Source organism: Acidovorax temperans, assembly GCF_028596105.1.
GTDB lineage: Bacteria > Pseudomonadota > Gammaproteobacteria > Burkholderiales > Burkholderiaceae_C > Acidovorax > Acidovorax temperans.
The window spans coordinates 4,332,969-4,345,728 of record NZ_CP117193.1 but is presented as its reverse complement, the minus strand read 5'-3'; the positions used below and the strand labels follow the sequence as shown (position 1 = coordinate 4,345,728).

Here is a 12,760-nt window from a genome sequence, read left to right as displayed (position 1 = left end):
CTCATTCCCAACCACCCACCAAGGAGTTTTGCCATGACCCACGTTTCCACCACCGAGAACACCGCCCTGGCCGCCGCCGTGCAGTTGACCGACGCCGAACGCCAGCCCTGCGAGGTGTGGACCCGCGTGATGGGTTACCACCGCCCCGTGGCCAGTTTCAACACCGGCAAGCAGGGCGAGCACCACGAGCGCCAGTTCTTCAGCGAGCGCGGCTGTGCCCGCTAACCCCAGCCCTGCCCCGGCGCACACGCTGCGCATTGGCGGCATCACGCCGCTGACCACCATCGACTTCCCCGGTCGGCTGGCGGCCGTGCTGTATTGCCAGGGCTGCCCCTGGCGCTGCAGCTATTGCCACAACCCCGAACTGCTCGACGCCACCACGCCCGCCGAGATGGACTGGCCGCAGGTGCTGGCCTTCCTGCGCAAGCGCCAGGGCTTGCTGGACGGCGTGGTGTTCTCGGGCGGAGAGCCCACCCTGCAAGCGGGCCTGCCGCAGGCGCTGGAAGAAGTGCGCGCCCTGGGCTTTGCCACGGCCCTGCACACCGGCGGCATGTACCCCGAGCGCCTAGCCGCTGTGCTGCCCCTGCTCGACTGGGTGGGGCTCGACATCAAAGGCCCAGAGCACCGCTATGCCGACATCACCGGCGTGCCGGGCAGCGGTGCCCGTGCGTTTGAATCGCTGACCCTTTTGCAGGCCAGCCCCGTCGCGTTTGAATGCCGCACCACCTGGCACGCCGGGCTGTATGAGGCGCAAGAACTTCAGGCCCTGGGCGACCAGCTGGCTGGCCAGGGCGTGCGCCACTGGGCCGTGCAGGTTTGCCGCCGTGTCCCCGGCGCGCCCGATGTGACGCCCTCGACCGTGGCGGCCCCGGTGGGGGCGCAAATCCCGCGTTTTGAGGTTCGGGGCGGCCAAAGAGGGGCTGTTGGGTAAAAAAACTGGCCTCCGATGGCTGTTTTTTTGCATTATGAGAATCCATTGCAAAAAAAGGGCATTTAGACAGCCCGGCGCAAGCAGAATCGGAGACCATTCGAATTTGATCGCTGTCGCTGGTCTGTTTTGCGGGCCGGTGGCTTTTCCACTCCTGTTCCTCGAGACAAGTCATGAGTACACAGCAACCCTCCATCATCTACACCCTGACAGACGAAGCGCCACGCCTGGCCACTGCGTCTTTCCTGCCCATCGTTCGCAGCTTTACGGCCCCGGCGGGTATCAACGTGACCGAGAGCGACATCTCGGTCGCAGCACGGGTGCTGGGGGAGTTTCCGGAGTACCTGAAGGAAGAACAGCGCGTGCCCAACACGCTGGCCGAACTGGGCAAGAAGACCCTGCAGCCTGATGCCAACATCATCAAGCTGCCCAACATCTCTGCTTCGGTGTCTCAGCTCAAGGCGGCCATTGCCGAGCTGCAGTCCAAGGGCTATGCGCTGCCCGACTATCCCGACCAGCCCAAGGACGACAAAGAGAAGGAAATCAAGGCCCGCTACGGCAAGTGCATCGGCTCTGCCGTGAACCCCGTGCTGCGTGAAGGCAACTCCGACCGCCGCGCCCCCAAGGCCGTCAAGGAATACGCCCGCAAGAACCCCCACAGCATGGCCGAGTGGAGCCAGGCTTCGCGCTCGCACGTCTCGCACATGCACGCTGGCGACTTCTACCACGGCGAAAAGTCCATGACGCTGGACCGCGCCCGCGACGTGAAGATGGAGCTGATCACCAAGAGCGGCAAGACCATCATCCTGAAGCCCAAGGTCAGCCTGCTCGACCGCGAAGTGATCGACAGCATGTTCATGAGCAAGAAGGCCCTGCTGGCCTTCTACGAAAAGGAAATCGAAGACGCACGCAAGACCGGCGTGATGTTCTCGCTGCACGTGAAGGCCACGATGATGAAGGTGTCGCACCCCATCGTGTTCGGCCACTGCGTGCGCATCTTCTACAAAGACGCATTCGCCAAACACGCCAAGACCTTTGAAGAGCTGGGCGTGAACGTGAACAACGGCATGGTCGATCTGTACACCAAGATCGAATCGCTGCCACAAAGCCAGCGCGACGAGATCAAGCGCGACCTGCACGCCTGCCACGAAAACCGCCCCGAGCTGGCCATGGTCGATTCCGCCAAGGGCATCACCAATTTCCACTCGCCCAACGACATCATCGTGGACGCTTCCATGCCCGCCATGATCCGCAACGGCGGCAAGATGTGGGACGCCAACGGCCGCCTCAAGGACGTGAAGGCGGTGATGCCCGAATCGACCTTTGCCCGCATCTACCAGGAGATGATCAACTTCTGCAAGTGGCACGGCGCGTTCGACCCCAAGACCATGGGCACCGTGCCCAACGTGGGCCTGATGGCCCAGCAGGCCGAGGAATACGGTAGCCACGACAAGACCTTCGAGATCCCCGAAGACGGCGTGGCCAACATCACCGACCTGGCCACCGGCGAAGTGCTGCTGAGCCAGAACGTGGAGCAAGGCGACATCTGGCGCATGTGCCAGACCAAGGACGCCGCGATCCGCGACTGGGTGAAGCTGGCCGTCACCCGCGCCCGCAACTCCGGCATGCCCGTGGTGTTCTGGCTCGACTCGTACCGTCCGCACGAGGCGCAGCTCATCACCAAGGTGAAGATGTACCTGCACGAGCACAACACCACCGGCCTGGACATCCAGATCATGAGCCAGGTGCGTGCGATGCGCTACACGCTGGAGCGCGTGATCCGTGGCCTGGACACCATCAGCGCCACCGGCAACATCCTGCGCGACTACCTGACCGACCTGTTCCCCATCATGGAACTGGGCACCTCGGCCAAGATGCTGTCCATCGTGCCTCTGATGGCTGGCGGCGGCATGTACGAAACCGGTGCAGGCGGCTCGGCTCCGAAGCACGTGCAGCAGCTGGTGGAAGAAAACCACCTGCGCTGGGATTCGCTGGGTGAATTCCTGGCACTGGCCGTGTCGCTGGAAGACCTCGGCATCAAGACCGGCAACGCCAAGGCCAAGGTCCTGGCCAAGACGCTGGATGCCGCCACCGGCAAGCTGCTGGACAACAACAAGAACCCCAGCCCCAAGACCGGCCAGCTGGACAACCGCGGCAGCCAGTTCTACCTGGCCCTGTACTGGGCGCAAGAGCTGGCCGCACAAACCGAAGACGCCGAACTGGCCGCCAAGTTTGCGCCTCTGGCCAAGCAGCTGGCTGCCGACGAGCAGAAGATCGTGGACGAGCTGAACGCCGTGCAAGGCAAGCCTGTCGATATCGGTGGCTACTACATGCCCGACGTGAGCAAGCTCGACGCCGTGATGCGCCCCAGCCAGACGTTCAACAACGCACTGAAGGCCGTGCTGGGCTGACGAGCAACTGGGCGTCTTGAGGGCTTGCGGGCCCTCAACGTCGAGTTTTCAGCCTGAGAGGCGCTGCTTGCAGCGCCTCTTTTTCATGGTGGGTGCTTGTTTCATTGGGCCGCTGCCGCACACACCCGCAGCACTTCAGAACCATACGCCTCCAGCTTCTTCGCGCCCATGCCGCTGATGCCCTGCAGGTCGTCCAGCGAAGCGGGGTTGCGCTCGGCAATGGCTGCCAGCGTGGCATCGTGGAAGATGACGTAGGCGGGCAGGTTGTGTTCGCGGGCCACCTCGGCGCGCCAGGCCTTGAGGTTGATGAAGCGCACCTGCGCGTCTGGCCCCAGGTTGGCAGCGGCGGCGGGGGGAGCGCTGCTCTTGCGTGTGCGCTTGGGCGCGGCGGCCGAGACGGATTCGCGCAGTTGCACCGGCACCTCGCCCTTGAGCACAGCGCGTGAGCCATCGGTGAGGCACAGCGTGTCAAAACTCATGCCGCTCTCGAGCATCACCTTTTGCAAGCCCACCGCGCCGGTAGCAATCAGCTGGCGCAGCACGCCGCGCAGTTGCGGCTCGGTCAGGTCCGCGCCAATGCCGAAGGTGGAGAGCTTGTCGTGCCCGAACTGCGCCACCTTGTCCGTCTTCTTCCCCCGCAAGATGTCCATGATGTGCCCAGCACCAAAGCCGATGCCGCTGGCCTGGTGCACGCGGTAGATGGTGGACAGCAGCTTGCGTGCGGCGTCCGTGGCATCCCACACCGCGGGCGGGTTCAGGCAGTTGTCGCAGTTGCCGCAGGGCGTGGAGGCTTCACCAAAGTAGGCCAGCAGCCGCACGCGGCGGCAGTCGGTGGCTTCGGCCAGGGCCAGCAGGGCATCGAGCTTGCCGCGCAACGCCTGCTTGAACTCCTCACCCGCCGGGCTCTCGTCGATCATGCGGCGCTGGTTCATCACGTCCTGCAGGCCATAAGCCATCCAGGCGTCGGCGTTCAGCCCGTCACGGCCCGCGCGGCCGGTTTCCTGGTAGTAGCCTTCGATGTTCTTGGGCATGTCCACATGCGCCACAAAGCGCACATCGGGCTTGTCGATGCCCATGCCAAACGCAATCGTCGCCACCATCACGATGCCTTCCTCGCGCAGAAAGCGGTCCTGGTGGTTCTGGCGCACCTTGGTATCGAGCCCCGCGTGGTAGGGCAGGGCGTTGATGCCTGCATCGCTCAGCGTGGCCGCCAGTTCCTCCACGCGCTTGCGCGACTGGCAATACACCACGCCCGCCTCGCCCGAATGCTCGCGCTCGATGAAGCGCAGCAGCTGCGTGGTGGCATCCTTCTTCTCGACGATGGTGTAGCGGATGTTGGGCCGGTCAAAGCTGCTGATGAACAGGCGCGCATCCTGCAACTGCAGGCGCTCGATGATGTCTTCGCGCGTGAGGGCATCGGCCGTGGCCGTGAGTGCAATGCGCGGCACCTGCGGGTAGCGCTCGTGCAGCAGCGTGAGCGCCCGGTACTCGGGCCGGAAGTCATGGCCCCACTGGCTCACGCAATGCGCTTCGTCGATGGCAAACAGTGACAGGTTGCCGCTGTCGTACAGGCTGTCGAGCAGGCCCAGAAAGCGCGGCGTGTTCAGCCGCTCGGGCGCGGCATACAGCAGCGTGATCTGGCCGGTTTGCAGCCGCCACTCCACGTCCTGCGTGGCGTCAAAGTCGAGCGTGGAGTTGAGAAACGCCGCATCCACCCCCGCTTCGTGCAGCGCACCCACTTGGTCGTGCATCAGCGCGATCAGCGGCGAGATCACGATCGTCACCCCGCGCCCTTGCTGCTGGCGCACGATGGCTGGCACTTGGTAACACAGCGACTTGCCGCCGCCCGTGGGCATGAGCACCAGCGCGTCACTGCCCGCAATCACATGCTCAACGATGGCCTGTTGCGGGCCGCGAAACTCCTCGTAGCCAAAGACATCCTGCAAAACCGATTGGGCAGGCGACAGCGCGGAAGATGGACGGAAAGACAAGCGGTGACTCTGAATTTGATAGCTATCAGCGCTTATAAATAAAGCGCTAGAGGCTAATTTGACTGATATTTCTTGGCGGGCGTGCCGCTGGCGAAGCGCGTATTGTGCGCCGGGTGCTACGCCCCGCGCGGCGGCGTCTATCACCGCCGGGCCGTGGGCTCGTCCACCGGGGCGCGTCGGCGGATACGGCAGCGCTGCTGGGCAAAGCGGCTGACGTAGCCTTTGCCTCCTGCATTTCGCAGGATCTCGCGGCTGATGGTGCTGGGGCTGCGGCCTAGAGCGCGGGCAATGGCCCGCAGGCTTTGCTTTTGCTGCAGCCCCAGTGCAATCGCGTGGCGCTCCGATTCTGTGATCTGCTCGTAGGTTCTTTTGCTCATGGAGGCCTTTATTCTGAAGGGGGTGTTGCACTTCAGATTTGAGGCCGCCAAGCGCTAAGGGCCGAAAAGGCTTGAAATATCGCGCTGCCGGCCAGTCAGACCCTCACTGCGATGAAGCTCCATTGCGCGCTCCGCCGCCGCTCTGCCCTTGCGTGCAATAGCTTTGCAGCCCGTGCACACCATCGACCCGGACTCATGCATGGCTGCCAAGGCCCGTCCTGGTATTGCTTGTGGCTATATCCATATCCCCAGTCGTCAGTTCATTTCGCAAATTGCGGCCACTAGACTTGAATTGCGCAAATACCGGCCGTCACGCCATGGCCCCCCACGGGCCGGCGCAACTGCCTGGCGGCAGGCGCATTCGCACACGCGGATGGCAGCCCGCAGCTGCTTACCCGTCAAAATAATGAAAGAGACTGTCATGAAAAAAATCACCTCGCTGCGCCGCCTCGCGGTGGCCCTGCTCGTTTCGGGCGTGTCGCTGCACGCGGCCGCCCAGGCTTATGCCGACCGCACGATCCGCGTGGGCCACCAGGCCCAGCCGGATGCTCCCATCTCGCAAGCCGCACGCAAGTTCGCCGAACTGGTGGCCGAAAAGAGCGGTGGGCGCCTGAAGATCAAGGAATTCCCCGCCTCGCAGCTGGGCAACGAAGCCCAGCAGCTGGGCGCGCTGCGCGGCGGCACGCAGGAACTCTTCATCCCTACCACCACTTCGCTCGCGTCCGTGGTCAAGGAATTCGGCCTGCTGGACTTCCCCTTCCTTGTCTCCACGACGGCGCAGGCCGAAGCGCTGCTTGACGGGCCTGCTGGCGCCGCGCTACTCGAGCGGTTGCCCGCCAAGGGTCTCATCGGCCTGGGGTACTGGGAGAACGGCTTTCGCAACGTCACCAACAGCGCACGGCCCATCCAGAAGCCAGAGGATTTCGCAGGGCTCAAGCTGCGGGTGATCCCCAACCCCGTGTTCATCGAAGCCTTCAAGGCCTTGGGTGCCAACCCGACGCCGCTGCCCTTCGGCGAGCTGTACGGCGCGCTCGAATCGCGGGCCGTGGACGGCCAGGAGAACCCCTACGTGCTGATCGACACCTCGAAGTTCTATGAGGTGCAGAAGTTCGCCAGCAACACCAACCACGTCTACAGCCCGCTGATCGTGCTGGCCGGCAAGCCTTTCTGGGACAAGCTCTCCGACAGCGAGCGGCAGATCCTGCAGGCCGCCTTCAAAGAGGCGCAGGCCTACCAGCGCGCGCTCAGCCGCCAGGCGACCACCGCGGCGATGGCGGAAGTGAAGGCCAAGGGCATGAAGATCAACGACGTAAGCCCCGCCGAGTTGCAGCGCATGGAGGCCGTGGTGCGCCCCGTCACCGACAAGTTCGCCGCCACGTACGACCCGGCGATCACGCGCGGCTTCTTCGCCGAACTGCAGAAGATCAAGCAGAAATAACCAACAGGCGCGCCCGGTCGCGGCGTGCAAGCGCGCTTCGGCCGGTCTGTGCGCGTGCACGGATGTGCGCACTGGCCGGTGGCTTCGGCCTTTCTTAAAAACCATAACAACACAGCGACCTTCGCTCAGGGGACGATCTCGTGCGAAAAATCATCGACATCTATTGCGGCATCTTCGAATTCCTGATCGCGCTCATGCTGGCGCTGATGGTGATCCTGGTATTCGGCAACGTGGTGCTGCGCTACGGCTTCAACTCCGGCATCGCGATCTCCGAAGAAGTGGCCCGCTGGCTCTTCATCTGGATCACGTTCCTGGGCGCCGTGGTGGCCCTGCGAGAACGGGCGCACCTGGGCGTGGACATGCTGGTGTCGCGGCTCCCCGTGGCGGGCAAAAAGCTCTGCCTGGCGGCCAGCTACGCCTGCATGCTCTACATCCTGTGGCTGTTGTATGAAGGCAGTCTGGCGCAGGTGCGCATCAACTGGGACACCGAAGCGCCCGTCACCGGCGCCTCCATGGCCATCGTGTATGCCGCCGGGGCGGTCTTCGCCGTGTGTGCTGCCCTCATCTTGCTGACGGATGGCGTCCGGCTGCTGACAGGCCGGATGTCGGTGGACGAGCTGGTGGCCATCCAGGAGTCCGAAGAAGCCGGTGCCCTGGCCCAGGCGCTCGGTCCGCACGGGTCGCTAGGCGCGCCCGGCACCTCTCCCGCCGCCCCCGCTGGTGGCTCCCAACACTCCACACGTTCCTGATCATGACCATCGCGGTTTTTCTTGTGTCGCTGCTGCTGGCGATGGCCATCGGCATGCCTATTTCCTTCGCGTTGTTGGCCAGTGGCGTGGCCCTCATGTGGCAGTTGGACCTGTTCGATGCGCAGATCCTCATCCAGAACCTGATCGGCGGGGCCGACAGTTTTCCGCTGCTGGCCGTGCCTTTCTTCATGCTGGCCGGCGAAATCATGAATGAGGGCGGGCTGTCCAAACGCATCGTCAACCTCGCGCTGTCGCTGGTCGGCCACGTGCGCGGCGGCCTGGGCTACGTGACCATCATGGCCGGTTGTCTGCTGTCCGCGCTGTCCGGTTCGGCCGTGGCTGACGCGGCGGCGCTCACGGCACTGCTGCTCCCCATGATGGTGAAGGCCGGGCACGACAAGGCCCAGGCTGGCGGCCTGATTGCAGCCACAGGCATCATCGGCCCGGTCATCCCGCCGAGCATCGGGCTCGTCATCTTCGGCGTAGCGGCCAACGTGTCCATCTCCAAGCTGTTCATGGCGGCCATCGTGCCGGGCCTGCTGATCGGCGGTGCTTTGTGGGTGACCTGGGCCTGGCTGGTGCGGCGTGAAAAGATCCAGCCGCCGCCGCGCAAGTCCATGCGCGAAGTCCTGGCCGCTGCGCGCGAGGCCAGCTGGGCGCTGCTGCTGCCGGTGATCATCCTCGTCGGCCTGCGCATGGGCGTGTTCACGCCGACGGAAGCCGCCGTGGTGGCCGCAGTCTATGCCTTCGTGGTGGCGACCTTCGTGTACCGCGAACTCACGCCGCGCCAGCTTTACCGCGTCTTCGTGGGTGCTGCCAAGACCAGCGCCATCGTGATGTTCCTGATCGCCGCCGCCATGGTCAGCGCCTGGCTCATCACCGTGGCCGACCTGCCCTCCAAGGTGGTGGGCCTGCTGGAGCCCTTCATGGGCAACAAGATCCTGCTGATGGCCGCCATCATGGTACTGGTGATGGTCGTCGGCACGGCGATGGACATGACGCCCACCATCCTGATCCTCACGCCCATCCTGATGCCGGTGGTCAACGCGGCGGGCATCGATCCGGTGTATTTCGGCGTGATGTTCATCATCAACAACTCCATCGGCCTGATCACGCCCCCCGTGGGCGTGGTGCTGAACGTGGTGGCCGGTGTGGGCAAGATGCGCATGGACGACGTCACGCGCGGCGTGATGCCCTTCATGCTGGCCGAGTTCGCGGTCATGTTCCTGATGATCTTCTTCCCCATCCTGGTCACGGGGCCTGCGCGCTGGTTCCATGGGTGACGGCTGACGCCGGGCGCACGAGCCTGCGCCGGTCGACGGGAGCGCTGCGGCGCCCCGGGCTCACGGCCTGAAGACTCGCAAGAGGTCTTCAGGCCGTTTCTTCTTGGTTGGCGCTCGGGTCGGAACGGGCGCGGGCCGGACGCCAAAAAAAAAGGGCCGGACCGCCAGGGCCCGGCCCGAAGGACCGCGGTATCACCGGCCGGGCGGCTCGCGATGCTCGTCGCAGCAAACCGCCCGCCAGCGATGCCGCGTCGAGGTCTGGCCGATGCCGGGATTGAAGGTGTTGGTCGGGTCCAGGCTGCGGTAGAAGCCCTCGAGCACCGGGCCTGCGCGGTAGATGTGACCGACGTTGTGTTCGGCCGGGTACTTCGCGCCGCGCGCGTCCAGAAGCGCCAGCACGCGCTCCTTGAACTGCGCGCAGTCCACGCCCTTCTTCACCAGGTATTCCTGGTGCATCACGTGGCAGAAGAAATGTCCGCAGTACATGGGCTGCTGGACCTGCGCGGCCAGCTCCGGCGGCAGGATCTCGAACCAGTCCAGCGCATTGCGCGGCAGCGCGATGTCCAGCGCCACCACGTCTTCCACCGTGTCGGCATGCACCGCCCGGTAGCGGTTGGTGGCGTTGCCGACGGCAAAGCGGTTCAGGAAGGCCGCGCCGGCCTCCTCTTCATTGCATTCGAAGAAGCCTGCCTCCGGGCGTTCGGCCATGAAGGTCTGCAGATAGGCACGCGTTTCCTCGATGCCCGCGTCGCTTACCTTCAAGAGCAGGTGGTGCGCGTAGCGGTCGCGAAAAGCGTTCATGCGCGCAGGCAGGTGTTCGGGCATCCAGTTGGCGAGCCGCTGCAGCTGGCGGTCGGCCAGGTTCCGCCCCAGCCCGCAGCGCTCGGCGAGCGCGTCGAAACGGCTCTTGAGCGCGAAGGCCAGCGGCACGCGCGCGGTGCCCAGTTTGCGGATGTAGACGAACAGGTCCTTGCCGTAGGTGCGGCTCAGATCGTAGGCCGAGCGGTGCATGTACTCGGCCGCCACGGGCAGGGAAGCGAAGCGGGCCAGCATGTGGCGGCGCAGGTCCGCGAGGTCGCGCGGCTGGTTGGTGCCGATGTAGAACACGCGGGTGTCCGTATCCGCCGCGAAGGTGTCCAGGCGCAGCGCGAAGACGGCGATCTTGCCGGCGGAGCCCGAGGCCTCGTAGAGGCGGCGCGGGTCGGCGTTGTAGCGTGCAGGCTCGCTGGAATCGATGTCGCGCACATGCTGCGAGTACTCGCGGTCAGAGGCCATGCGGCCGGGTTCGGCCGGCAGGTCGTCGCGAGCGAAACGGCCACTCTCCAGGTTGGCGAGGATCTGCTCGGGATCGTCGCCGAGTGCCATGCCCAGGTGGTTGACGAGCCGCAGTTGGCCGTCCGCGTCGATGCAAGCGAAGAGCGAGAACTGCGTGAAGGCAGGACCGCGCCGGATGAGCGAGCCCCCGGAGTTGTTGCAGATGCCGCCTGTCACCGAGGCGCCGATGCAACTCGACCCGATCACGGAATGCGGCTCGCGGCCCAGCGGCTTGAGCCTGCGTTCGAGCTGTTCGAGCGTGACGCCGGGCTGGGCCAGCACCTGCTCGCCGCGCTGCAGCAGGTCCACCTGCTTGAGCCGCAGCATGTTAATGAGCACTACCGGGCGGTCGTAGCCGCCCTCCATCGGTGTGGAGCCGCCCGTGAGGCCTGTGTTGGCGGCCTGGCAGAGGATGACGGTGCCGGCGGCGTGGCAGGCCTTCAGCGTGTGCCACAGCTGCGTCAGGCTGCCGGGGCGCACCACGGCCAACACGTCGCCGCCGCCGTAGCGAAAGCCGCTGCGGTAACGGCGCGTGGACGCATCGCCCGTCAGCACATGGCCGCCGCCGACGATCTCCTTGAGTCGGGCCAGCAGGTCGGAGGGTGCCAGGGCGGCGGCCGGTGGCATGGCCGTCATGCGCGGACGGGCGCGCCGTCGACCAGCCGCCAGAGGCCCAGCGGGTTGGCCTGCTGCAGCGCCTCGGGCAGCAGGGCGTCGGGCAGGTCCTGGTAGCACACGGGGCGCAGGAAGCGGTCAATGGCACTGGCGCCCACCGAGGTGAACATCGCGTTGGAAGTCGACGGATACGGCCCACCGTGCACCATGGCATGGCACACCTCCACGCCGGTCGGGAAGCCGTTGACCAGCAACCGGCCGGCCCTGCGCTCCAGTACCGGCAGCAGGCGGCGGGCGAGCGGATGGTCCGCGTCTTCAAGATGCAGGGTGGCGGTGAGCTGGCCTTCCAGCTGCTCGGCCACGGCGATCAGCTCATCCGCGTCCTTCGCTCGCACCACCAGCGATGCGGGGCCGAAAACCTCGGACGACAGCGCAGGCTGCTCCATCAAGGTACGGGCGTCGGTGGTGAACAGCGCGGCCTGCGCGGCGTTGTGTAAGGTGCTCGCCGTCTGGCCCTCGGCCACCCGCTGCACGCCTGGCGTGGCGGCCATCGTCTCCACGCCACTGCGGTAGGCGCCATGGATGCCAGCGGTCAGCATGGTCTGCGCGTTCTTGCGTTCCAGGGCCTCAGCTGCGGATTGCACGAATCGGTCCAGATCCGGCCCGTCGATGCCCAGCACCAGGCCGGGGTTGGTGCAGAACTGGCCGGCCCCCATGACGAGTGAGTCGGCAAAAGCCTGTCCGATGGCGTCAGCGCGCTGCGCCAGGGCGGCGGGCAGCAGAAAGACCGGGTTGATGGCGCTCATCTCGGCATAGACGGGAATCGGCTCGGGCCGGCGGTTGGCGATGGCCACCAGGGCCAGGCCGCCTTGGCGCGAGCCGGTAAAGCCCACGGCCTTGATGGCGGGATGGGCCACCAGCGCCTCGCCGATGCTGCGGCCGGCGCCGATCAGCAGCGAGAACACGCCTTCGGGCAGGCCCTGTTCGCGCACCGCGTTCTGGATGGCACGGCCCACCAGCTCGGACGTGCCCAGGTGGGCGCCATGCGCCTTCACCACCACGGGCGCGCCGGCGGCGAGGGCCGAGGCCGTATCGCCCCCAGCCACCGAGAACGCGAGCGGGAAGTTGCTGGCGCCGAACACCGCCACGGGGCCGAGCGGCACCTTGGCAAGCCGCAGGTCCGCGCGCGGCATTGGCTGGCGCTGCGGCTGGGCGGGGTCGATGGTGGCGCGCAGGAAATGGCCGTCGCGCACCACGCTGGCGAACAGACGCAGTTGGCCGACGGTGCGGCCGCGCTCGCCCGTCAGGCGCGCCATCGGCAGGCCGGTTTCGGCATGGGCGCGCTCCAGCAGCGTATCGCCCAGCGCCATGATGTTGTCGGCGATGGCCTCCAGGAAGGCCGCACGGCGTGCCAGCGGCAGCGCGCGATATTCGTCGAACGCTGCCGCGGCCAGGGTGGCGGCGCGGTCCACGTCGGCGGCCGTGCCGAAGCCGAACAGTGGCTCGGCGATCTCGGCATTCGTGGCGGGGTTGAAGGCCCGCTGGCCTCCGTCGGTGCCGGCGACCGCAGAGGCACCGATCAGCATCTTGCCCGTGAGGGTCGTGGTCATGGTCATGGCGGACTCGTTGTGAAAAAGAAAACGGGACAACCACC

9 protein-coding genes and 1 pseudogene are annotated in these 12,760 nt (G+C 65.8%); 6 read left to right on the top strand and 4 right to left on the bottom strand.

Features of this window, described 5'->3' with window-relative positions; genetic code table 11:
* Window positions 1-33: 33 nt before the first annotated feature.
* The 3 genes from nrdD to PQV96_RS20365 all read left to right on the top strand — a co-directional run bounded on the left by nrdD (window position 34) and on the right by PQV96_RS20365 (window position 3,339).
* On the top strand, window positions 34-225 hold the full coding sequence (gene nrdD / locus PQV96_RS20375; RefSeq protein ID WP_044397112.1) for an anaerobic ribonucleoside-triphosphate reductase: 192 nt from the start codon (window positions 34-36) through the stop codon (window positions 223-225).
* On the top strand, window positions 215-931 hold the full coding sequence (locus PQV96_RS20370) for an anaerobic ribonucleoside-triphosphate reductase activating protein (protein ID WP_244939159.1): 717 nt from the start codon (window positions 215-217) through the stop codon (window positions 929-931). Before nrdD ends, PQV96_RS20370 begins: the two co-directional genes overlap by 11 nt.
* Window positions 932-1,101: 170 nt before the next feature.
* Window positions 1,102-3,339, top strand: a complete 2,238-nt coding sequence (locus PQV96_RS20365; protein ID WP_273624060.1) for an NADP-dependent isocitrate dehydrogenase — start codon at window positions 1,102-1,104, stop codon at window positions 3,337-3,339.
* A 101-nt stretch (window positions 3,340-3,440) separates the two neighbouring features.
* Here the strand turns inward: PQV96_RS20365 and recQ are convergent, their stop codons facing one another.
* The gene (gene recQ, locus PQV96_RS20360) at window positions 3,441-5,306 is read right to left on the bottom strand and encodes a DNA helicase RecQ (RefSeq protein WP_273625291.1); all 1,866 of its coding nucleotides are present in this window, start codon (window positions 5,304-5,306) and stop codon (window positions 3,441-3,443) included.
* A gap of 167 nt (window positions 5,307-5,473) precedes the next feature.
* Window positions 5,474-5,707 (bottom strand): annotated as a pseudogene (locus PQV96_RS20355) (helix-turn-helix domain-containing protein); the annotation flags it as partial.
* A gap of 421 nt (window positions 5,708-6,128) precedes the next feature.
* On the opposite strand from PQV96_RS20355, the gene PQV96_RS20350 reads away from it, so the two are divergent.
* From PQV96_RS20350 to PQV96_RS20340, 3 genes are all read left to right on the top strand, one after another.
* Window positions 6,129-7,145, top strand: coding sequence for a TRAP transporter substrate-binding protein (locus PQV96_RS20350; RefSeq protein WP_273624057.1), 1,017 nt, complete (start codon window positions 6,129-6,131; stop codon window positions 7,143-7,145).
* 140 nt (window positions 7,146-7,285) lie between these two features.
* Window positions 7,286-7,894, top strand: coding sequence for a TRAP transporter small permease (locus PQV96_RS20345; RefSeq protein WP_273624056.1), 609 nt, complete (start codon window positions 7,286-7,288; stop codon window positions 7,892-7,894).
* Window positions 7,895-7,896: 2 nt separating this feature from the next.
* Window positions 7,897-9,177, top strand: coding sequence for a TRAP transporter large permease (locus PQV96_RS20340; protein ID WP_273624055.1), 1,281 nt, complete (start codon window positions 7,897-7,899; stop codon window positions 9,175-9,177).
* Between the two features lie 192 nt (window positions 9,178-9,369).
* On the opposite strand, the gene dld is transcribed toward PQV96_RS20340, so the two are convergent.
* Both dld and PQV96_RS20330 read right to left on the bottom strand, forming a co-directional pair.
* A complete protein-coding gene (gene dld, locus PQV96_RS20335; protein WP_273624053.1) occupies window positions 9,370-11,127 on the bottom strand; it encodes a D-lactate dehydrogenase in 1,758 nt (585 codons plus the stop codon).
* The gene (locus PQV96_RS20330; RefSeq protein ID WP_273624052.1) at window positions 11,124-12,722 is read right to left on the bottom strand and encodes an aldehyde dehydrogenase (NADP(+)); all 1,599 of its coding nucleotides are present in this window, start codon (window positions 12,720-12,722) and stop codon (window positions 11,124-11,126) included. Before PQV96_RS20330 ends, dld begins: the two co-directional genes overlap by 4 nt.
* Window positions 12,723-12,760: the final 38 nt, after the last annotated feature.

What these genes read in the sequence shown, in the direction of transcription:
- PQV96_RS20365 (WP_273624060.1), top strand. Translation starts at nt 1,102, where the DNA reads ATGAGTACACAGCAACCCTCCATCATCTACACCCTGACAGACGAAGCG.
- dld (WP_273624053.1), bottom strand. Translation starts at nt 11,127, where the DNA reads ATGACGGCCATGCCACCGGCCGCCGCCCTGGCACCCTCCGACCTGCTG.
- PQV96_RS20340 (WP_273624055.1), top strand. Translation starts at nt 7,897, where the DNA reads ATGACCATCGCGGTTTTTCTTGTGTCGCTGCTGCTGGCGATGGCCATC.
- nrdD (WP_044397112.1), top strand. Translation starts at nt 34, where the DNA reads ATGACCCACGTTTCCACCACCGAGAACACCGCCCTGGCCGCCGCCGTG.
- PQV96_RS20350 (WP_273624057.1), top strand. Translation starts at nt 6,129, where the DNA reads ATGAAAAAAATCACCTCGCTGCGCCGCCTCGCGGTGGCCCTGCTCGTT.
- PQV96_RS20330 (WP_273624052.1), bottom strand. Translation starts at nt 12,722, where the DNA reads ATGACCATGACCACGACCCTCACGGGCAAGATGCTGATCGGTGCCTCT.